Raw genomic sequence first — 21274 nt, 5'->3', positions numbered from 1 at the left:
CGGGCGCTCGGGGAGGCCGACGCCGACGGGCCGGCCGGGCCGCACCGTGCGCTGTCCGCCGTGTGTCGTGTGTTGTGTGTCCTGTGTCGTCTGTCGTGCGCGGATATCAGGCGGTGGCCGAAGGGTAGTCGGTGTACCCCTCCGCGCCGCCCCCGTAGAAGGACGTGGGGTCGGCCGTGTTGTACGGGCCCTCGGTCTTGAGGCGGGCGATGAGGTCCGGGTTGGCCAGGTACGGCCGTGCGAAGGCCACGGCGTCCGCGATGCCTTCCTCCAGGACCGCGGTCAGGGCCTTGTGCGGCGCGTGCTCCTCGTACAGGGGGTTGAGGACGAACGGCCCCGACCAGGCGGCCCGCACCTTGAGCGTCAGGTCGCGCTCTCCGGTCTCCCGCATGTGGACGTAGGCGAGCGGCAGGTCCGACAGGGCGTGCAGCAGCGCGGTGTACAGCGCCGCGGGGTCGGTCTCGACGATGTCCAGGTCGGTGTTTCCGGGCGAGATGCGCAGTGCCACGCGCTCGGGGCCGACGGCGGCGGCGACCGCCTTGACGACCTCGACGGGGAATCTGACGCGGTTCTCGACGCTGCCGCCCCACCGGTCGGTGCGCAGGTTGACGTTGTCGGAGAGGAACTGCTGGAGGAGGTAGCCGTTGGCCGCGTGGAGCTCCACTCCGTCGAAGCCGGCGTCCAAGGCGTTGCGTGCGGCGGAGACGTGGTCGGCGATGGTCTCCAGGATCTCGTCCTCGGTGAGTTCGTGAGGAACGACGTTGTCCTTGCGGCCCTCGGTGGTGTAGGTGGCTCCGGGTGCCTGCACGGCGGAGGGCGCGACGGGGGTGAGGCCCGTCAGCAGCGGGTGGCCGATCCGGCCGGCGTGCATGATCTGGGCGAAGATCGTACCGCCCGCCGCGTGCACCGCGTCGGTCACGGACCGCCAGGCGGCGACCTGCTCCGCGTCGTGCAAGCCCGGTGTGGCGATGTAGCCCTGGCCCACCCGGCTCGGCTGGATGCCCTCGGTGACGATCAGCCCGGCGCCCGCCCGCTGCCGGTAGTACTCGACCATGAGCTCGGTGGGCACCCCGTCCAGCGTGGCGCGGTTGCGCGTCATCGGGGCCATGAACACGCGGTTGGCTGCCGTGGTGGCTCCGACGGTGATGGGTGCGAATGCGTTCGTCACAGCTCCGTGTCCTCTCCAGGTGCGGCGGCCTCCAGGGCACCCGGCCCCGGGCGGCGTCGCCCACGTCGTCCCGCCGCTTCGGCGGGCCTCGTTCCGACGCAGGAAGTTTAGCATTCAACTACATTGCGGCGAACCCCTCTTCCCGGTCGCACCGCTCCCGATGGCGTGAACTCGACCGGCCACAAGGGCCATCGGCCGCCCGCGGCACACCTCGCGCGCACCGGTCAGTACTCTTCCGCCATGCGGCTGCACCTGCGTCGGCACGTCGGTCGGGTCTTCGTGCGCGTGGAGGGACCGTCGGCGCTGCCGGCGGTGGTCGGCGGCGCGACCGGTCTCGGGCTGTTTCCGGCCCTGTTCCTGCGCTTGCCCGTGGTGGGCGGCGGTCTGGCCGGCAGGGTGGCCCTGGAGGTGCTCTTCTCCGCCGTGGCGGCCGGCCTCGCGGCCCTGGGGGTGCTGACGGCCCGTCGGGTGCCGAGCGTGCTGCGTCGGCGCGCGGCGGAGGACCCGCCGTTCGTCAGGCGTCTGCTGCGACTGGCCGGTGCGGACGCGCTGCTGCTCGGCTGCGCCGAGGTGGTGGTGCTCGGCCGGCCGGGGCGGGCCGTGGCGGCGGCCGCGCTGATCGTGCTGAAACTGCTGCTCGCCGCCACGGTGGGCACCGTCGCGGCGCTGCTGCCGCTGTGGCCCGTCCTCCGGCGCCGCCGGCCGGCACGGCTGCGGCCCGCGCCGCCGGCCCCTGAGCCGCACCCGCGCCGCCGGCTCCTGGTCCGGTCGCTGGTGTTCGTGGTGCCGAGCCTGTACCTCTCCGCGGCGTGCTTCCTGGAGTTGCAGCACCGGTCTCCCGGCGGGAAGCTGCTCGTGCCGCCGCTGGCGCTGCTCTTCCTCGCCGTCATGGGCACCTCCCCGAAGGCCCGCCCGAACGGGCATGTCATCGGCGCGGCGGTGTCGTTCCTGCTCCTCATGGCCGTGGTCATGAGCGACGAGTTCGCGCCGGGCGCCGTGGGCCGGGCGGTGGCGCAGCTGGCGCTCGCGGGGGCGCTGGGCACGGCCGTGGTGCGGCTGGTGCACGGGGCGCCGGCGGGACCGCGGCTGCGCGGCCTCGCCTGGCCGGCGACCGTGCCACCGCTGGCGTACCTGCTGTTCCTGCTCTTCGACGGCCAACTGCTCGGCGGGCCGCTGGAGGCCCCGGTGTTCGTGCTGATGGCCTGGCTGGCCGTGCGCGTCTGGCGATGGATGCTGCGGCATCCGAGGACGTCCGTCTCGGTCGCCGCCGACATCGCGTTCGCGCTGATGCTCGGCACCGTCCTCGTGCTGTTCCTGATATGGCTGGCCAACCTGCTCGACCTGCCGGGCGCCGAGGTGACGGCGCTGCGGCTGGCGGCGGGCCGGCTCGGTGCGGCGATCGACCTGCCGTGGTGGCTCTGGGCGAGTGTGTTCGCACTGCTCACCGCGGTGTCCCTGTACCTGACCGGGGCGCGCGGAAGGGCACCGCGCCCGGTGCGCCGGTGCGCCGAACTGCTCGCCCGGCTCCGCCTGCCCGGCGTGGTCGGCGCCGTCCAGCGCACCCTGACGATCGTCAAGATCGGACTGGTCCTGGTGGCGTTCCTCGGCGTCACCGCGCCGCCCGCCCTCGGGCCGCTGCTGGCCCGGCGCATCCACGACCACTATGCCGTCGCGCGCCGGCACGAGCTCGAAGCCGCGGGGGAGCGCGCCTTCTACCGGGCCGTCCAGGCGGAGTTCGCCTCGCGTCCGCCGCGGTTGCCCGCGCTCACGGCGCTGCTGGTGCGCGTCGAGGAACGCGCCGGCGGCGACGGCCACGACGGACCGACCACCGCCGAACTCGACCTCGCCCGGCGCATGGGCGGGTTGCAGGCCGAGACCCTGTACGCCGCCGACGACCGGCGGCCGTCGCCGGAGCGGGCGCAGGCGGACGCCGCCGCGCGGGAAGCCGGACTCGACGACCCCCTGAACGGCGCCGCGGACCTCGGCGCCCGGCTCGACCGTGAGCGCCGGCAGGACGCGCGCAGCGAGGAGCGCCGGCAGGAGGTGGACACCCTCGCCGAACTCGCGGCCAGCACGGTGACCAGCGCCCTGGGCTCGGTCACCTTCGGGCACGGCGAGGTGATCGGCATCGTCCGCGAGTACCTGGACGGTCTGGCCCAGTCACCGCTCCGCGACGCGTTCCTGGCCTGGGCCGAGCGCCACCTGCCCGACGGCCGCGGGCCCGGCCGGCCGCCCTCCGCCGACCAGCTCGTCGAACCCGATCCGGACGCCCTGCGGGCGGCCGCCGACGCCCGGCTGACGGCGGATCTGCTCTCCGCCGGGATCATGATGGGGACCGATCCCGCGCAGCGCCGGACGCACCGCGAGGCTCCCATCGACGCCGCCGTCGACCTCGCCGAACAGGACCGTGGCATCCAGGAGCGCGGCGCCGCGGGCTGCCCCGGCTGCGAGCACTTTCCCGAGCCCGGGAGGGAAGGGGGCGTCCGCGGCGGGTTCCACGGCGAGTGACGCACCGGCCTCGCGCCGCGTCGCCCCTCTTGCCAGCGCCGAACGAGGTCTCCAGAATCCTTCCGGAGCAGCCTTGACCAAAATCCCGGACTATGTCCGGTATATCGAACGGACGGTGTGATGCTCCGCTCCCTCCTTCCCCTCTCGCGCATGCCGCGCCCCGGGGGCCGCCGGCGTGCCGCCGTCTCCCTGCTGGCCGTCGGCCTGCTCATCGGCCTGCCGACGGCCACGGCACGGGCGGCCCCGGCAGCCCGTCCGACACCGGCCGCCGCCGCACCGGCCGCCGCCGCACCGGCCGCGGACCCCGCACAGATCGACGTCTCCCCGCCGCCCATGGGCTGGGCCTCCTGGAACAGCTTCGCCAGCCGGATCGACCACCACACGATCAAGGCCCAGGCCGACGCGATGGTGTCCTCCGGCATGGCCAGGGCCGGCTACAGGTACGTCAACATCGACGAGGGCTGGTGGCTCGGCACCCGCGACAGCAAGGGCTACATCACCGTCGACCACACACAGTGGCCCGGCGGCATGGCGGCGATCGCCGCGTACATCCACAGCAAGGGCCTCAAGGCCGGCATCTACACCGACGCCGGCAAGAACGGCTGCGGCTACTACTACCCGACCCCGCCGGGCACCCCCGCCGCCCCCGGCACCGGCAGCGAAGGCCACTACCAACAGGACCTGGAGACGTTCCAGCGGTGGGGCTTCGACTATGTGAAGATCGACTGGTGCGGCGGCCAGGACGAGGGGCTCGACCAGGAGACCACCTACCGGGCCATCAGCCAGGCCAACAAGGCGGCGACCGCCGTCACCGGCCGCCGTCTTGTGCTGTCGCTGTGCGAATGGGGCTCGGGTCAGCCGTGGAACTGGGCCCCGGGCGTCGGTGACCTGTGGCGCACCAGCGGCGACATCATCTACTGGGGCCAGACCCCGTCGGCCACCGCGATGCTGTCCAACTTCGACAAGGGCCTGCACCCCACCGCCCAGCACACCGGCTACTACAACGACCCCGACATGCTGATGGTCGGCATGACGGGCTCCCACACGACGCTCGACCGCACCCATATGAGCCTGTGGGCGATCTCCGGCGCCCCGCTGCTCGCCGGCAACGACCTCGCCACGATGTCCCGGACCACCACGGAGATCCTGACCGATCCCGAGGTCATCGCCATCGACCAGGACCGGCGCGGCCTCCAGGGCGTCAAGGTGGCCGAGGACACCGCCGGGCTGCAGGTGTACACGAAGGTGCTGTCCGGCACCGGGCGGCGCGCCGTCCTGCTGCTGAACCGCACCTCGGCCGCCGCGCCCGTCACCGCCCGCTGGACCGACCTGGGGCTGACCGGTGCCGCCGCGTCCGTCCGCGACGTCTGGCGGCACACCGACGTGGGCAGGCACACCGACGGCTACACCGCCACGGTGCCGGCCGGTGAGGCTGTCCTGCTGACCGTCTCCGGCCGGGAGGCCGGCGGCACGGCCTACCAGGACGTCGACTCCGTGACGGCGGACACCGCGGGGCTGAAGCTGGCCGACTTCACGTACGCCAACGGCGACTCCGCGCCCCGTACCGCCACCCTCAGCGTCAACGGCCAGGCCCCCACGACGCTCGCGCTGCCCCCGACCGGCTCGGCCACGTCCTATCGCACCGTCTCGGTGCTGCTGTCGCTGGCCAAGGGCGACAACACCCTGACGGCGACCGGAGGCCTCACATCCGTCCGCCTCCAGGACATCCCCGGCACCGCCGGCACCCTCGCCAAGGCCCCCGAGGGCTGACCCGGTCCCGGGTGCCCCCCGGCTTCCGGGGCACCCGGGGCTCCTCAGGGGCGCCGGGCACAGCCAGGGCACTCGTCCTCGGCACCGGTACACGCTGCTCTTCGGCCCGACCGGGCCACCGACGCGCGGCCCGGGCCGCGGTCATGCCCGTCAGGGGGACATGCCCGTCAGGGGGTGACGGAACCGCCCAGCACGCCGAGGACCGGTCCTCCGGCCAGGCCCAGGCCGAGGGAGGCCGCCGCGGCGATGTGGGCCACGACGCGTGCCGTGCGGCCCGCCCCGGCGGTCCGCGGTGTGCCGGTGCGCGAGACCGCGGGCACGATCCAGCGCAGGTAGTAGAAGAGCGACGCCACGGTGTTGGCGGCGGCCACGGCCGCCAGCCAGGCGTGGTCGCCGTCGATGGCGGCGCTGAACGCTTCGAGTTTGCCGAGGAAGACGGCGGTGGGCGGGGTGCCGACGAGGCCCAGCAGGCAGATGACGAGGCTCGCGGCCAGCAGGGGGTGCTCCCGGGCGAGCCCGCGGTAGTCGTCCAGTGTGTGCGCACGGGGCAGGGCGCAGACGACGGCGAAGGCGCCGAGGTTGGTGACCGTGTAGGCCGCGAGGTAGTACAGCAGTGCCTGCTGGGCGAGGTCCGAGCGGCCCGCGACGGCCACCGGCAGGAGGAGGTAGCCGACCTGGCTGATGGTGGAGTAGGCGAGCAGTCGCCGGACGTCGTGCTGGAAGAAGGCGGCGAGGTTGCCCAGGGTCATGGAGGCGGTGGCGAGCACGGCGATCAGGGCGGTCCACGGCAGCGTGCCGTCGGTGAAGACGGTGGCGCCGAGGCGGAAGAGCGCGGCGAGCGCGCCGATCTTGGGCAGCGTGGTGAGCAGGGCGGCGACCGGCGGGCTGCTGCCCTGCACGGCGTCGGGGACCCAGAAGTGCGCCGGGGCGCTGCCTGCCTTGAAGAGCACGCCCGCCAGAAGTGCCGCCGTCCCGGCGGCGACCAGCCCCTCCGGCGCGTCCCGCAAGGTGTCCCGGAGCATCGGGTACCCGGTGCCGCGCCCCGTCGCGTAGAGGAGGGTGATGCCGGTCAGCATGAGGACGCCGAGCAGGGCGCCGATCACGTAGTACTTGAGGGCGGCCTCCGTGCCGGGCCCGTCCTTGCTGAACCCGGCGAGCGCGTAGGCGGGAACGCTCGTCAGGAGATACGCGGCGGCGAGCAGCAGCAGGTCCTGCGTGCCGGACATCGCGAGCGCGCCGAGGGCGGAGAGCTGTACGAGGACGTGGAACTCGGCCTCTCGCGGGTCGCCCTTCAAGGGGCGGAAGGAGACGGCGAGCACCAGGAGCGTGCCGGCGAGCACGACGATTCGAACGACGCCGGTCACGGCATCGATCGCGAAGGCGTTGCCGAACGCGGTCGTGGCGGGCTCGGCGGCGGCCACCGCCGCGGCGGCGATTCCGGCCACGCAGGCCGCGGCCGCCACCGCACCCACGACCCACTGCCGGGTGCGTGGCAGCCAGGAGCCGAGCAGCAGGCCGAGCACGGCGGAGGCGGCCGGCAGCACTTCGGGCAGCAGGTCGAGGGGGTTCTCGTTCATCCCGTTCACCGGGCGAGCAGGTCCAGGACGGTGCGGGAGGCCGGCTCGATGACGTCGAGCAGGAAGCGCGGCACCACGCCGAGGACGACGGCGAGGCCCAGGAGCGGGACCACGGCGGCGGCCTCATATGCCCGGATGTCGGCGAACGGGCGGGGCGCACCGGGCGCGTCCGGCAGCCGCAGCGGCCCCGTGAACACCCGCCGCAGCGCGCGGAGGAACAACCCCGCCGTGAGCAGGATGCCGAGCACGGCGAGCGCGGTGGCCAGCGGGCGTGGTCCGAGGCTGCCGGTGAAGATCTGGAACTCGGCGATGAAGCCGGAGAAGCCGGGCAGACCGAGCGAGGCGAAGGCGGCGACACCCGTCATGGCGGCGAACGCGGGTGCCACGGCGGCCACGCCGGAGTAGGCGCTCATGTCGTAGGTGCGGCCGCGTTCGTGGAGCACCCCCGCGAGGAGGAACAGCGCGCCGGTCAGCAGGCCGTGGCTGACCATCTGCGTCACGGCCCCGGTGACGGCGAGGGAACGCGCCTGCCCGGAGCCCTCGGCCATCGTCCCGGCCGCGCCGACCGCGAGCACGACGTAGCCCATGTGATTGACGGAGGTGTAGGCCACCATCCGCTTGAAGTCGCTCTGCGCGAGGGCGACCAGGGCTCCGTGGAGGACCGAGAGGACGCCGACGACGACCAGGGCGAGGGCGTGACGCCGCCACTGCTCCGGGAGCATGGGCATGGCGATGCGGACGAAGCCGTACGTGCCCATCTTCAGCAGCACCCCGGCGAGGATCGCCGAGCCGGCGGCCGGCGCCTGAACGTGGGCGAGCGGCAGCCAGGTGTGGAAGGGCACCGTCGGCGTCTTCACCGCCAGGCCGATGACGACGGCCAGCAGCACCAGGCCGCCGTGGACGGAGCGCCCGGCGAGCGGGTTCTGCCGCGTCAGCTCCACCATGTCGAACGTGTGAGGTGACGCGGCGAGGTAGAGGCCGATGAATCCGAGCAGCAGGGCGAGGGACCCGGTGAACGTGTAGAGGAAGAACTTCAGCGCGGCGCGGGCCGCCTGCCGGTGGCCCCATCCGGCGATGACAAAGTACATCGCCACGATGGACAGGTCGAAGAAGACGAAGAACAGGATCAGGTCCAGGGCCGCGAACAACCCCAGGCACGTGGTGTGGAGGAAGAGGAACAGCGCGGCGAACTCACGGATCCTGCGCTGCTCCCGCAGCGAGTACACGGCGCAGGCGAGGAACAGCAGACAGGTGAGGGCGACCAGCGGCAGCGACAGCCCGTCGACGCCGACGTGGTAGCCGATGCCGGCGCTGGGAATCCAGCGGGCCCGCTGCTCGAACCGGGTGCCGTCGCCGGCTTCGTACCGGGCCCACATCGCGACGACGAGAGCGAACTCGACGGCCGACGCCGCCACCCACACGCCGCGGAACACCGCCGGTGCCGTGCGGCGCGGCAGGGCGAGGAGGAGCAGTGCCACGGCCGTGGGCAGGAAGACGAGGGCGGTCAGCACGCGGGTCACCTCACGAGGACGAGCACGACGGCGATGACGGTGAAGGCGGCGGCGGCCTGGGCGAGGTACTGGTGCAGCCGGCCGGTCTGCGGACGGCGGGCGAAGCGTCCGAGAGCGCGGGTCCCGGCGGCGACCGCGGTCACCGTGCCGTCGACGGCCTGCTCCACGACGCCGTCCGTCCAGCGGGCGAGGAGCACGGTGGCCGCGGCGGAACCGTCGACGGCGCGGTCCAGGACCCGGTCGTCGAAGGCCGCCGCGGCGCGGGCGAGCCGCATCACGGGTGCCACCAGGAGGATGTGTGCGGCGCACTCAAGCCCCAGCCAGTCGCCCAGCAGAACCTTCATACGGGCCTGAAGGGGCAGCGGGCGCGTCCCCCGGCCCCAGACGACCGCTCCCGCCGCCAGGGCCAGGCCGCCGGAGAGGATCAATTCCCACGCGCGAGGGGCGGGCCGGCCGCCTGCCGTGAGGATCCGCCCGATGCTGTCCCGTAGTGGAGGGAAGTCCAGTGCCGTCAGGGCGAGGCACGCGAGCGCCGACAGAGCCAGGGGCACCACGGCACCACCGGGGATGCGCCGGGCCTCCGGGCGCGGGACCGACGCGGGGCGCCACACGTACCACAGGACCTTGGCGCTGTAGACCGCCGACAGCAGGGACGCGACGAGCCCGGCCGCGTACAGCCAGGGGGTGGTGTCCAGGGCCCCGGTCAGCAGGATGTCCTTGGCGGCCCAGAGGGAGAGCGGCGGCAGTCCCGCCAGGGAGAGCGCCCCCACCGTGAATGACCAGCCGACCACCCGCGGGCGGCGCGCCGCGCCGGTCAGCGCGGGGAGTTGCTGCGTGCCCAGCGCGGTGAGCCAGGCTCCGGCTCCCAGGAAGAGCAGGCTCTTGGCGGCAGCGTGGGCGATGAGCTGGAGCGTGCCGCCCACACTCGCCCCGACTCCGGCGGCGAGCACCATGAAGCCGATCTGGGCGCAGGTGGACGCGGCGAGCAGCTGTTTGAGGTCCCGCTGTGCCACGGCGACGAGGCCGGTGCAGATCGCGGTGGCCGCACCCGCCCACGCGACCGCGTCGTCGCCCCAGCCGGAGGAGTCCAGCAGCGCCCCGGTCCGCAGCAGCAGGTACGCGCCGGCGACGACCATCGTGGCCGAGTGCAGCAGTGCGGAGACGGGGCTCGGACCCCGCATGGCCCTGGAGAGCCAGAAACTGAAGGGAAGCTGGGCCGACTTGCCGAAGGCGGCGACGACGATGCCCGCGGTGATGAGGGACAACCACGGTTCGCCGGCCCGGGCGAGGGCGTCGAGCGAGAGCCCCGGGTCCCGGCCGCTCGCCAGCGCGGCACCCGCGGCCAGGTACAGGCCGAGATCCGCGGTACGGGTGGTCAGGAACGCGGTGCCGGCCGCGTCCGTACGCTCCGGGTCCCGCCACCAGTAGCCGATCAGGGCCCACGACGCGGCGCCCATGACCTCCCAGGCCATCAGCAGCACGGGGACCGTCGCCGCGGTCACCGTCACGAGCATGCTCCCGGCGAACACCAGCATCAGCCCGAAGAAGCGCGCCCGGGGCTCGTCCGGAGTGAACGAGGCGGCGCTGAACACGAGGACAGCGAGGGTGACCGCGGCGACGGTGACCACCAGCAGCCCGGACAGACCGTCTACCGCGAGCCTCACCGGAAGCCCGTCCAGCAGGGGCGCCCGCACGGCCGGGTGCCGCAGGGCGGCGGCGACGGCGAGCCCCAGGGCCGCGGCCGCCGCGGCGAGTGCCACGCCTGGCGCCGCACCGTCGGCTCGGCGCCCCAGCACGAGGAGCACCGCACCGGAGGCGAGCGGCAGGGCGACCAGTGCCCACAACAGGGCGCTCACTCCTTCAGCTCCGCCGCCATGTCGGTCATGTCGATCTCGCGGGACCGGAACAGGGCGGTGACGACGGCGAACCCGAGCGCCATGTCCACGGCCATGACGGTGATGGCCAGGACGATCAGCACCTGGCCGCCGGCCGTCGCCGGGGCGATGTGGTGCCAGACCGTCGCGGCGGCCAGGATGACCGCGCCCAGCATCAGTTCCAGGCCCATCATCAGCATCACGATCGACCGCTGGGTGAGCGCGCCGAACAGCCCGACGCTCAGCAGCGCCGCGGCCGGCAGCAGAAGCAGTTCCAGCGTCACCGGCCGGCACCGCCTCGCACCGGGTCGTCCGCCTGCCGCGCCCGCAGGTCGTCGCCGAGCCGGTCGTACCGTCCCCGCCGGGTGGCCAGGACCACCGTGGCCACGATGGTCGCGAACAGCGCCATCCCCAGCGTCATCATGGTCAGCATCTGGGGTCCCATGAGCGACATGCCGAGGGCCGTGGTCGGGTCGGCGGGTGCCCTGCCCCGGCGGGCCGGCCAGGGCGCGAGCAGGATCCCGGTGGCCAGCAGCGCGAACACGAGGCCGCAGACGATCGCCGCACCCTTCTTGTTGTGCGTCATCGTCATCGTCATCGGCGCGAGGCCGGCCGGATTCATCATGTACATCACCATGAAGACGGCCATGATGGCCATCTCGATGGTCATCATCAGCACGATGACGACGCCCAGGTAGCCGAGCCCCAGCAGCAGGACGAGACCACCCACGCACAGCAGCGAGGTCAGCAGGGAGAACGTGGCCCTGGCCATGGAAGCGAAGCGGAACACCATCACACCACTGAGGACGGCAAGGGCCGCCAGCACCCAGAAGACCGCGTCATCCATCGTCCCCGTCACCTCCTGCCCGTAGTGGAGGCCGCGCGCCGTCCGTGGGGGAGCGGCCTGCTGCCCGTGATGGAAGCCGGGCGCTGTCCATGGGGGAGCGGCCTGCTGCCCGTGATGGAAGCCGCGCGCCGTCCGTGGGGGAGCGGCCTGCTGCCCGTCAAGGGAGCCACCCGTTCAGCACCACCACGGCGACCACCAGCGCCTGCACGATGGCCAGCGGGGTCAGCACGACCCAGGCCAGCTCCACGTAGCGGTCCATCCGCAGGGCCGGAACCCTGCGCCGGGCCTGGACCAGCAAGGCCAGGACAGCCCCCGTCTTGACTACGGTCCACGCCCAGCCCGGCAGCAGCGGCCCGTGTCCGCCGCCCAGGAAGAGCGGCACACCGAACGCCGCGGCGACGACCAGCAGCAGCCACCGGCCACCGAGGAGGAGCACCCGGTCGGGCCCGGACAGTTCGCTGCCCGCGCCCCCGGCGAGATCCTGCCCGGCGGGCTGGTCGAACGGCCCCCAGAACGCCATCGCCATCGCGCTCAGCAGATAGATCCCGAAGGCCACCGGCATCCAGGCGCCGAACCACAATCCCGCCTGAGCGTCGACCACCTCCCCGACCCGCAGCGACTGCGCGCCGAGCGCGGCCGTGGTGATCGCCAGCATGTGCGGCAGCTCGTAGGCCAGTCCCTGCGCCAGGAACCGGTAACCGCCGATCAGGGACAACGCCGAGTTCGGCCCCCAGCCCGCCAGCCACACGGCCGCCCACGCCAGTGCCTCCATCGCGTTGAACCAGACGATCCCCTCCGGAAGGTCGCTCACCGACCGGAAGCCCAGCGGCAGCACGACTCCGGCCAGGACCGCCGCGACCGGCAGGAGCGCGGCCCCGATCCGGGCCAGCGGCACGTCCGATGCCCTGGTACGCCGCGGCTGCTGCACCAGGTGCCGCAGTACCTCGCGCCCGGGAGCCATCGCATGGGGGAGCACCCTGCGCAGGGACCCCGGGCTCCGGGCGCCGGCCGCCAGCACGGCGTCGACCCCCGCCGCCACCAGCGCCACCGCCACAAGCAGAGCCGGCAGGACGACGACCGCCCACAGGGGAGCCCGCTCAGGCATGGGCCGCCCCTGCCGCAGCGTGGGCGAGCTCGTCGAGATCCGGATCCAGGCTCGCGACGACGATCCGCGCACCGGCGAACTCGGCACCCACCAGCAGACCGGGCAAGACGTCCAGCAGCGCCCGCGAGGCGGGCACGGGCCCGTCGAGCCGCCCGCGAGGCCCGGCCAGGTGGGCACCGGCGCGGTCAAGGGGAACGGTGTCGTCGCAGGACGCCGCCGCACGCCCCACCACGTCGAGCCAGGCCAGCATCCGACGGTGGGCGTCCCCGTCCGCGGCCAGGGCCGGGCCGGTGACACCGAGCCGGCGCGCGTGCTCCGCGGGCAGCCGCCCCAGCCCGGCGGTCAGCCACCGCAGCGCCCGCGACCGCTCGGCGCGCCGGACCACGGGGCGGACGAGGGAGGAGAGTTCCGCGGCGCCGGCCCCGGCCAGGGCACGATCGCGTACGTGTCGGGCACGCGCCGCCAGGGCGCCCCACCCCGCCACGGCGAAGAACCTTCCCAGGCTGTCCAGGTGCGCCGCGCACCTCCGCCGCGCGGCCTCGCCCCGCGTGACGTGCTCGCCCGAAGCGGCACGCAGCCACGGCTCGCCCCAGAACGGCAGCCGGGACCGCGCCGGAGCCCCCGTCTCGACATGGGCTTCCTGGACGACGTCGCCCTGCAACGCGAGACGCAGGACCAGCCCCGCGGGCCAGTCGGCGAGGGCCGGTCCGAGCGGCACGTGCAGCCGGTCGAGCCGCAGCCCGTCCCGGTCGTCGGCACGGTCGGCCAGGGGCAGCCCTTCCACCGCACCCATGGGGCGCCCGCCGTGGGCCTCATGCCCCGCCGAGTCGTCATGGTCGGTGACGCCGCGCTCCGCCGCGCGGTGGAGGTCGGCGAGCCCGCGGTCGAAGGCCGCGACGACGTCCTCGGCGTCCCGCAGCCATATCCGGGCCCTGGGCGCCGGAACGGCGCGCCAGATGTTCGTCACCCACTCGCTCTCCCCCGCGTCGCGAGGACCGAGGACCATCAGCAGGTCGGCCTGCGCGGGAGCACTCACGCACGGCCATCCGCGACGAGCGAGCTCCGCTTCCACGGCGAGCCGTTCCCGGGTGGCTCCCGGCGACACAGCCGGCAGGACTCCGGGCCGGGCAAGAGCCGTCCGCCGGAGCGCACGTCTCAGCTCCACCGGAAGGCCCCCTCCCGCCAGGCGTACGCGACCCCCGCGAGCAGCACACCCAGGAACAGGAACATCTCGACGACGGCACTCGTACCGACGGCCGAGACGACCTTCGTCCACGGATACATGAACAGCATCTCCATGTCGAAGGCGAGGAAGATCATCGTCACCGGGTACCAGCGGACGTGGAACCGGGAAAGGGGATGCTCAAGGGGTTCCAGACCGCCGCTGAAGGGACCCGTGTGCAACGGCACACGGACCGCCCGCAGCACGACGGAGACGGCATGGAGCAGCGCGACGGCCCCGACGGCCGGCACCAGCAGGACCAGCACCGGTTGCCAGTCGGATGTCTCCATACAGTGCCCCTTCTCGACGATCGCTCCACGGCCGCCCCATCCGGCAGCATGTCAGCCACGCGCGGCCTGCGGAACGTACGACACCGTCGAAGGAGGCGCGCCCGGTCGGCGGGGCGTCGGCCGGGCGCGTGCGGGGGCCGGGCGCGTGCGGGGGCAGCACGGCGGAACCCCTGATCTTCAGCGCCTCCGGCGGGCGGCGGGGTCGCGTTCGGCAGCGTGCCGGGCGACCGCGTCGACGCCGGGGCGGGCGTGGCGCGCGTCGACGGGCGGTCCCGGGCGGCTCCCCGGACCGTGCCCGTCGGGCTCGCCGTCCGATCTCAGGGCGTGCCCAGACAGCCGTCGAAGGCGTACAGCGGATTGATGAAGAGCCGCCCGGAATCGTCGGTCACACGGAGCGCGCCGACCGCGCCCGGGGGCGACTGGACGTCATAGCAGCCGTTCGCCTTCAAGGTCACGTCGAGCGTCGCGGCTCCCAGGCCGTCGGAGACACGCCGGTCGACGATGATGCAGGCCCAGTCGTCGCCGGCGCCGGACCCTCCACTGCCCTGCGTCACGGCGCCGCGGTTGCAGGTGGCATGCCAGGGCACGCTCGGGTCGGCCTTGTTCCCGGTCTGCCACTGATAGCGAACCTCGGTGAGGTTGCCGAAGGTCGTCGCCATCGAGTCCTCCAGCCTGGCGGCGGTGAGGGGGCTCGATCCGATGCCGCTCAGCACGGCCACGACCGCGGCAGCGGCGGCGAGTACCGTGCCGATACGGATCGTGGTGTGCCGCAGGGTCGCCGGTGCCGCATCCGCGCCGGCGAACTCGCGGCGACGCAGCAGCCACCAGGCCAGGCCCCCGCACAGCGCGGTGTAGACGACACTGGTCAGAACCGCCTGGAGGATCGTGGCGCTGCGGACGTCGGCGGTGAACAGCGCGTGCCAGGCGTCATACGGCGTCGAGAGAAGGACCGCTCGCACGACGTTCCCGGAGGCGGAGACCTCGAGCAGCTGGAACAGCAGCGCCACCAGGAGCGGGCCAAGCACGCCGACCATCGTGTTGCGGCCGATGATCGAGAAGAGCAGGCCCATCGTCACGAAGGCGGCCGTCGGGAGGAGGCAGAGCAGCCAGCTGGCGGCTACCAGCCCGATCGCGTGGCCCGCGGGCACGAGCTGGCCCGAGAGGCCGACCAACGGGGCGTGACCGACCACGACCAGGCCGGCGACCACGCTGACCACGCCGAGGACGGCGAAGCAGCCGGTGACGCAGAGCAGGGCCGCCAGGGCCTTGCCCAGGAAGAGCCGGGTGCGCGTGCACGAGCGGGTCAGGAGCGCTCTCCAGGTCCCGTGCCGGTCCTCGCCGGCGAAGATGTCCCCGGCGACAAGGCCGCTCAGCAGGGGCACTCCCCAGGCAGCGACCCAGTTGAGCACGAGCAGCGAGGTGGCGAAGCCCGTGGTACCGGACCAGCGGCCGAAGAGAGTGTCGGCGGGCCGGGTGTCGACAACGCGCATCAGCACCGCGACGGCGATCGGCACCACGACGCATCCGGCCATCGCGATGCGCAGCGGAAGCTGCGCGCGCAGCTTGGCGAGTTCGACTCCGACGGCCACGGCCAGGCCAGGTCGCGACGTGGCCTCGTCGCCTGCCGGTCCTTCCGGAAGCGGCGGCGTGGCCGGCACCGGCGGTGCGTCCGCGGAGGCGCTCATGGGGCGTCCCCTCCGTTCTCGTTCTGGGCGGGGTTCTCGTGCCGGGCGGGCTGTCCTGTGGTCAGGGCAGCGAAGAGGGCGTCCAGCGGAGGCACATCAGGTTCGAGACGGCGCACGGCGATGCCCTGGGCCGCCAGCTCCAGCACGAACACGTCACGCTCTCCATCGGTGCCGCGGATGAAGACGCCTGATCCGCCGGGGCCACGCAGGCGGCTCGGGCCGGCTGCGACGGCCAGCTTCTCGGCGACGCTCGCCGCTCGCGCGTCATCGGTCGTCCACACCCGGTGGGTGGGGGCCGGGGCGGCGGCACGAAGGTCCGCCTGCGTCCCCACCCAGACCGTTCGGCCTTCGTGAATGATCGAGACCCGATTGCAGATCTCGGCGACCTCGGCCATGTTGTGGCTGCTCAGGAGGACGGCCACGCCCCGCTCAGCCAGATTCCGCAGGAGAGACCGCGTCGCCTGGGCGTTCGCGGGGTCCAGTCCCATCGTCGGCTCGTCGAGAACCACGACCTTCGGCGAGCGGAGGAGGGCGGCAGCGATGCCGAGTCGCTGCCGCATCCCGGTGGAGAGGTTGCCGAACTTCTCGTTGCGCCGGTCGGCAAGGTCGACGAGATCCAGCGCGACGTCGGGTGAGAGCCGGTCGGTACCGGCGTCGAGCCTGGCGAGCAGTTCGAGATTCCGGCGGGCGGAGAGGTACGGGTAGAAGCGCGGCTCCTCGACGAATCCGGCAACCGCGGCCCGGGCCGCCACGTCGCCGGCGGGCGCCTCGCGACCGAGGATGGTCACCGTGCCGGCGTCCGGGGTGAGCAGCCCGAGGATCATACGGAGCAGCGTGGTCTTGCCGGCACCGTTGCGGCCGAGCAAGCCGTAGATCGTGCCGGGCTCGACCCGGAGATGGACGCCGTCGACAGCCGTGCGCTCGCCGAAGCGGCGAGTAAGGGCACGTACCTCGATCGAGGGGGGGACGACGTCACGGGCGGAATTCACGGGTGGCCTTTCGCTCGACGGCCAGGTGCCGGCCGGGCACGCACGCCCCGGCCGGGCACGTACGCCCCGGCCGGGCACGTACGCCCCGGCCGGGCACGCACGCCCGGCCGGCACCTGCCACTCGGGTGTGGGATCAGTCCTCGCCGAGGAAGTCGCTCGGCATGTTGCGCCCCGGCACCTGGCCGGGGGCCAGGATCTCCTTGTCGCCCGGGTAGGGCCTGTTCCAGCCGGTCGCGGTGTACCAGTCGTAGCGGTTGAGCTGCGCCGGGTTCACCGAGTCGACCCGGGCGTTGTCGCCGCCCAGGTGCGGCTGGGCCTCGTGCGTGTACCAGGAGTCCCAGTCGGAGGCGACAGCCTGCCGCGCGGCGGGGACCGGCGGGGCGGCCGGGCCGTCCGCGGCCCTGACGGACGCCGCGGTCGCGGAGTCGTCCGAGGCGGCCGGGGTCCCCGGGATCAGGCCGGTGACACCCTGTGTGAGCGGCACGTTGTTCGGCACGACGTCGTACGGCGTGAAGTCGGGCTTGTCGGTGAACGCGTCGAACATCGGCACCGCTGCGCGGTCCATCTGGTTCATCGGCTGGGCGCCGAGGATCTGCTCGATCGTCTTCACCACGTTGATCTGCGAGTAGTACTGGCTGTTGACGGCGCCCCGGGTGGCGTACGGGCTTGCGATCCAGAGCGGGCCCCGATGGCCGTCGACGTGGTCGGAGCCGGCCTGGGTGTCGTCCTCCAGGACGAAGATCGCGGAGTCCTTCCAGAACTTGCTGTGCGAGACGTCCGAGACGATCCGGCCGACGGCGAGATCGTTGTCGGCCACCTGCGCAGGGCCGGTCGGCTTGCCGCCGGTGTGGTCGTCACCCAGCGTCATCGTCGTGAGGCTCGGCAGGTCACCGGTCTTCTCGGCCTGCTTGAAGTCACGCTCCCAGATGTCGGTGCGGTACTGGTCCGGGATGTTCGTGTCGAAGCGGGGGTACTCGTGGTTGGTGATCGCCTCCAGCGAGGGGACGTCCGCGTGCCACTGGCGCTGGTCGGTCGGCTGCGGGAGCGGCCCCGTCGCCTTGCCCTCCATGATCTGCGAGTCGGCGTAGTACTGCTGCCAGCTGCCCTGGGTGCCGACGCCGCGGTTCGCGAACTCGCCGTAGTTGCGGACGGTCCCACCGGCGGCCTGAACGGTGTTCCAGATGAAACCGCTGCGCTGGTAGGCGAGGGCGTCGCCGCCCGGGTACGGGTAGCTGCGCCCCCACGAGGTGGCGGCGTCCTGGGCGAGGTAGTCGTTGTTGTCACCCTGCAGCAGCCAGTTGTGACCGTCGGCCGAGACCATGCCGTTGTCGTAGAAGTTGTCGAACAGCGTGTAGTCGTTCGCGAGCTTGTGCTGGTTCGGCGTCACGTCCTTGCCGTACGTGGTGAACGCCGGGTCGCCGTTGCCGCGCGGGTCGTCGCCCAGCACCTGGTCGTAGGTGCGGTTCTCCTTGATGACCAGGAAGACGTGCTTGATCGCGGAGGGCTGACCGAGCTGGTGGGGGATGGCCGGCAGGACACTCGACGCGTTGCCGCCCACCGCGGACCTCGCGTCGCCCTGTTGCCGGGAGTCGCCGATGTGGTCCCAGGCGTTGTTGGCGAAGACCTGGTGGGTCAGTGTGCCGAGCTGGTTCTGGTCGGGCATGGCGAAGTTCGTGACCGTGCCGGTGATCGAGCCCGACTTGGGGGCGCCGTTGGTGCTGACGCCGTCCTGGTTGCTGACGAAGATCTTGTGCGCGGCGGCGTCGTAGCTCACCTGGTTGGGGTAGGCGTCCGTCGGGATGAGGCCCAGGTAATGGGCCGGGACTCGGGGGCCGGCGTAGCCGAAGACGGCGATCGCGTTGTCGCGGCCGACGCTGACCAGGATGTGCTTGTCGTCGGCGAAGGCCACCGAGTTGGGGGCGGCGCCGACGTGCGAGCCCGGCAGCGGCTCGACGTTGAACGTCTGGGTCACGTCGTGCGACGCGGCGTCGATGATCGAGACCGTGTCGCTGTTGGTGTTGGTGACGAAGACCGATCCGTCGTGAACCGTCACGGACGACGGCTGCAGGCCGACGTTGACGGTGTCACTGACCGTGTTGGTCGCCAGGTCGATCACCGAGACGGTGCCGGTGGCTGAGGCGCCGGTCACGGGGTCGGAGACGATGTCGGTGCCGTCCGACTTGTTGGTCGTGTCACCGGCGACGGCCGGGCGGCCACCGCGGTTGGTGACGAAGGCCTGGTCGCCGACGATGGCGATGCCCTGCGGTGTGTTGCCGACGGCGATCCGGGTGGTGACCGTGTTGGTCGCGGTGTCGACGACGGCCACGTTGTTGCTGCCGTTGAGTACGGCGTAGAGCTTCGAGCCGTCCGCCGAGAGCGCCATGCCGTACGGGAACTCCAGCGCCCCCAGCGCGAGCGTCTGCGGGGCGGTCGGGTTGGAGACCAGCCCGTCGGCGCCGATCGAGTACTTCGCGATGCTGCCCGTGCCGGCAGAGCCGGAGGAGGCGGTCGACAGGCCGACGTACAACGAGGAGCCATCGGGCGAGAAGACCGGCGCCGTGACGCCCTTTCCACCGAACGACTGCAGGATCGCCCCGGTGCCGGCGTCGAGGATCCTGACCTGGGCACGGGTCTGCACGACGACCTTGCTGCCGTCGGGGCTGATGGCGGTGCCGACGGTGAGGCTGGAGGTCACGGTGCGCTGACCGTACGACTTGATGTACTGGTTGTCGGGGAGGAGCACACGGCCGTCGGCCTGCGTGCCGACGTGGTCGGTGCCGAAGGCGTTGAGCGGCGCGCCGGTGGCCGCCGCCGCGACCGTTCCGGTCGCGAGCGCGACGACAGCCGCCCCGGCGACGACCCAGCGTCTGCGCACGTGAGGGAGCTTGGACATGGGACTTCTCTGCCTTTCGGGTTGGGTGGTGATGCGCGTGGGGGGGGTGCCTCTATGTCTTTCGTCAAGCGAGGCGTGGGGTTCTGGGTTCGTAGAAGGTGCCGTCGCGGAGCATGGCGAACAGGACGCTGATGCGGTGGCGAGCGAGGCGGAGAAGGGCTTGTGTGTGGGTTTTTCCGCGGGCTCGGCAGCGGTCGTAGTAGGTGCGGGAGGCGGGATCGTGCAGGGCGGCGAATGCGGAGAGGAACATCGCGCGTTTGAGTTGCCGGTTGCCGCCTCTGGGTGCGTGTTCGCCGTGGATCGAGGTTCCCGACGACTTCGTTGTCGGGGCGAGGCCGGCGTAGGAGGCCAGGTGGGCGGCGGTGGGGAAGCTGGTGCCGTCGCCGACGGTGACCAGCAAGGTGGCTGCGGTCCTGACCGCGACCCCCGGAATCGAGGTCAGGACCTTCGAAAGAGGGTGGTCCTCCAGCAGTGTCCCGATCTGGGTTTCCAAGGCCCGGCGCTGGTCGTGAACGGCGGCGAGGGAGCGGGCCAGGGACGGGATCACGACGTCGAGGGTGCCGGTGCCTGGGACCACGACGCTCTGTTCGTCGAGCGCGGTGAAGACGTCGTCGATCAGTCGCTGGGCCATGCGTGGGGCTTTGGGCCGGATCACCTCCACGAGCCTGCGACGACCTGCCCTTCGCAGGGCGGCTGGGGAGCCGTAGCGTTCCAGCAGCCAGGTGATGGCCTGGTGGTCCAGACGTGGCCCGAGCACGCGTTCCAAGCTTGGGTGGAACTGGGTGAGCAGGCCGCGTATCCGGTTGGAGGTGCGGGTGGCCTCGGCCGCGAGGTCCTGGTCGAAGCCGACCAGGACGGTCAGCTCGGCGGTGATCTCGTCGGTCATGTGAAGCGAGCGCAGGGTGTGCGGCATGGTGCGGGCGGCATCCGCGATCACCGCGGCGTCCTTCGCGTCGGTCTTGGCCTCGCCCGGGTAGAGGTCGGCGATCCGGCGCATGGCCAGGCCTGGCAGGTAGGCGACCTTGCAGCCGGCGTTGCGGGCGACGGTGAGTGGGAGGGCTCCGATCGAGGCAGGCTGGTCCACGATCACCAGGACGGTGCCGAACTTCGCGGCGAGCTTGTCGAACACCGCTCGCAGCTTCGTCTCGCTGTTGGGCAGCGGCTTGTCGAAGATCTTCTTGCCGGCAGGAGTCAGGCCGTGTCCGTGATGGGCGCTCTTGCCGACGTCCAGGCCGAGGAAGACGCCTACGTCGTCGATGTCGTACAACCTGTCCTCCCGAACAGGGCTCGTGCGGTGCTGGCCAGGGCGATGGAGCCGTACGCGCGCATCCACGTTATGCAGACCTGCCGCCCGCAGGATGCCGGGCGTTGCGCCCGGCCAGGCGGTAGTCGGACCTCTCATCAGCGTCTCCCACGGCACCCCACGGGCCCGGTGACACCACCCCCCAGGTCATCCCATCGACAGGGGGACACAGTCATACCGGACCCGGAGGCCAGCGGCCCTCTTGCAGGACCGCGAAGAAGATAACGGGGGCGGGGCTGAGCGCCACGCGGCATCGATGCGCCGGCGGGGGAGTGGCGGCCGGGGCGGATCCGGGGACCGACGAGGACGTCCGAGCCTGTGCGGCTGATCGCGGGGCACACGTCCTCCGGCTGGGGGAGGGCGGCAGTGGTGTGCCGGACGTGGGTGTCGCCGGTGGAGGGTGCGCCGACGCCGGCGGAGGCGGACCGATACGCCATGTCTCACGCCGACGGGTACGACCTGCCTACGGCGACGACGGCGACGACGACGGCGACGACGGCGACGCGGCGAGCCCGACGATCAGCCGGCCGCG

The 21274-nt window shown here is 72.6% G+C and carries 15 protein-coding genes; 2 read left to right on the top strand and 13 right to left on the bottom strand.

The window, feature by feature from the left end; translation table 11 throughout:
- Nucleotides 1-106 precede the first annotated feature (106 nt).
- Complete coding sequence (locus ACSMXW_RS11575; protein ID WP_485805835.1) at nucleotides 107-1168, bottom strand: alkene reductase; 1062 nt, start codon at nucleotides 1166-1168, stop codon at nucleotides 107-109.
- Nucleotides 1169-1408: 240 nt separating this feature from the next.
- On the opposite strand from ACSMXW_RS11575, the gene ACSMXW_RS11570 reads away from it, so the two are divergent.
- Together ACSMXW_RS11570 and ACSMXW_RS11565 are read left to right on the top strand one after the other, a co-directional pair.
- On the top strand, nucleotides 1409-3676 hold the full coding sequence (locus ACSMXW_RS11570; protein WP_485805833.1) for a hypothetical protein: 2268 nt from the start codon (nucleotides 1409-1411) through the stop codon (nucleotides 3674-3676).
- A 150-nt stretch (nucleotides 3677-3826) separates the two neighbouring features.
- Nucleotides 3827-5446, top strand: a complete 1620-nt coding sequence (locus ACSMXW_RS11565; protein ID WP_485805831.1) for an alpha-galactosidase — start codon at nucleotides 3827-3829, stop codon at nucleotides 5444-5446.
- Between the two features lie 167 nt (nucleotides 5447-5613).
- Here ACSMXW_RS11565 and ACSMXW_RS11560 read toward each other — a convergent pair whose 3' ends face one another.
- The 12 genes from ACSMXW_RS11560 to ACSMXW_RS11505 all read right to left on the bottom strand — a co-directional run bounded on the left by ACSMXW_RS11560 (nucleotide 5614) and on the right by ACSMXW_RS11505 (nucleotide 20706).
- The gene (locus tag ACSMXW_RS11560; protein ID WP_485805829.1) at nucleotides 5614-7032 is read right to left on the bottom strand and encodes an NADH-quinone oxidoreductase subunit N; all 1419 of its coding nucleotides are present in this window, start codon (nucleotides 7030-7032) and stop codon (nucleotides 5614-5616) included.
- Nucleotides 7029-8534: a complex I subunit 4 family protein gene (locus ACSMXW_RS11555; RefSeq protein WP_485805827.1), complete on the bottom strand. Its 1506-nt coding sequence runs from the start codon at nucleotides 8532-8534 to the stop codon at nucleotides 7029-7031. Before ACSMXW_RS11555 ends, ACSMXW_RS11560 begins: the two co-directional genes overlap by 4 nt.
- A gap of 5 nt (nucleotides 8535-8539) precedes the next feature.
- Entirely contained in the window at nucleotides 8540-10390 is a 1851-nt protein-coding gene (locus ACSMXW_RS11550) for an NADH-quinone oxidoreductase subunit 5 family protein (protein ID WP_485805825.1), read from the bottom strand.
- A complete protein-coding gene (locus ACSMXW_RS11545; RefSeq protein WP_485805823.1) occupies nucleotides 10387-10692 on the bottom strand; it encodes an NADH-quinone oxidoreductase subunit NuoK in 306 nt (101 codons plus the stop codon). The genes ACSMXW_RS11550 and ACSMXW_RS11545 overlap by 4 nt, the downstream gene beginning before the upstream one ends.
- Nucleotides 10689-11255 (bottom strand): NADH-quinone oxidoreductase subunit J, encoded by a 567-nt coding sequence (locus ACSMXW_RS11540; protein WP_485805822.1) that lies wholly within the window; start codon nucleotides 11253-11255, stop codon nucleotides 10689-10691. Before ACSMXW_RS11540 ends, ACSMXW_RS11545 begins: the two co-directional genes overlap by 4 nt.
- Before the next feature lie 157 nt (nucleotides 11256-11412).
- A complete protein-coding gene (locus ACSMXW_RS11535) occupies nucleotides 11413-12360 on the bottom strand; it encodes an NADH-quinone oxidoreductase subunit H (RefSeq protein WP_485805820.1) in 948 nt (315 codons plus the stop codon).
- Nucleotides 12353-13396: a hypothetical protein gene (locus ACSMXW_RS11530; RefSeq protein WP_485805818.1), complete on the bottom strand. Its 1044-nt coding sequence runs from the start codon at nucleotides 13394-13396 to the stop codon at nucleotides 12353-12355. Before ACSMXW_RS11530 ends, ACSMXW_RS11535 begins: the two co-directional genes overlap by 8 nt.
- Before the next feature lie 119 nt (nucleotides 13397-13515).
- Complete coding sequence (locus ACSMXW_RS11525) at nucleotides 13516-13872, bottom strand: NADH-quinone oxidoreductase subunit A (protein WP_485805817.1); 357 nt, start codon at nucleotides 13870-13872, stop codon at nucleotides 13516-13518.
- 317 nt (nucleotides 13873-14189) lie between these two features.
- Nucleotides 14190-15557 (bottom strand): ABC transporter permease, encoded by a 1368-nt coding sequence (locus ACSMXW_RS11520; protein ID WP_485805815.1) that lies wholly within the window; start codon nucleotides 15555-15557, stop codon nucleotides 14190-14192.
- Nucleotides 15554-16546, bottom strand: a complete 993-nt coding sequence (locus ACSMXW_RS11515) for an ABC transporter ATP-binding protein (RefSeq protein ID WP_485805814.1) — start codon at nucleotides 16544-16546, stop codon at nucleotides 15554-15556. The genes ACSMXW_RS11520 and ACSMXW_RS11515 overlap by 4 nt, the downstream gene beginning before the upstream one ends.
- Nucleotides 16547-16679: 133 nt before the next feature.
- Entirely contained in the window at nucleotides 16680-19439 is a 2760-nt protein-coding gene (locus ACSMXW_RS11510) for an alkaline phosphatase family protein (RefSeq protein WP_485805812.1), read from the bottom strand.
- 64 nt (nucleotides 19440-19503) lie between these two features.
- The gene (locus ACSMXW_RS11505; RefSeq protein WP_485798791.1) at nucleotides 19504-20706 is read right to left on the bottom strand and encodes an IS110 family RNA-guided transposase; all 1203 of its coding nucleotides are present in this window, start codon (nucleotides 20704-20706) and stop codon (nucleotides 19504-19506) included.
- Nucleotides 20707-21274 lie beyond the last annotated feature (568 nt).

The sequence above is a fragment of the Streptomyces sp. DSM 116793 genome, from assembly GCF_057320905.1.
The sequence above is the reverse complement of the archived record's forward strand: the minus strand, read 5'-3'. Positions and strand labels throughout refer to the sequence as shown.

Coding starts and splice junctions, on each gene's coding strand:
- ACSMXW_RS11525 (WP_485805817.1), bottom strand. CDS start 13,872: ATGGAGACATCCGACTGGCAACCGGTGCTGGTCCTGCTGGTGCCGGCC.
- ACSMXW_RS11520 (WP_485805815.1), bottom strand. CDS start 15,557: ATGAGCGCCTCCGCGGACGCACCGCCGGTGCCGGCCACGCCGCCGCTT.
- ACSMXW_RS11565 (WP_485805831.1), top strand. CDS start 3,827: ATGCCGCGCCCCGGGGGCCGCCGGCGTGCCGCCGTCTCCCTGCTGGCC.
- ACSMXW_RS11510 (WP_485805812.1), bottom strand. CDS start 19,439: ATGTCCAAGCTCCCTCACGTGCGCAGACGCTGGGTCGTCGCCGGGGCG.
- ACSMXW_RS11540 (WP_485805822.1), bottom strand. CDS start 11,255: ATGGATGACGCGGTCTTCTGGGTGCTGGCGGCCCTTGCCGTCCTCAGT.
- ACSMXW_RS11535 (WP_485805820.1), bottom strand. CDS start 12,360: ATGCCTGAGCGGGCTCCCCTGTGGGCGGTCGTCGTCCTGCCGGCTCTG.
- ACSMXW_RS11570 (WP_485805833.1), top strand. CDS start 1,409: ATGCGGCTGCACCTGCGTCGGCACGTCGGTCGGGTCTTCGTGCGCGTG.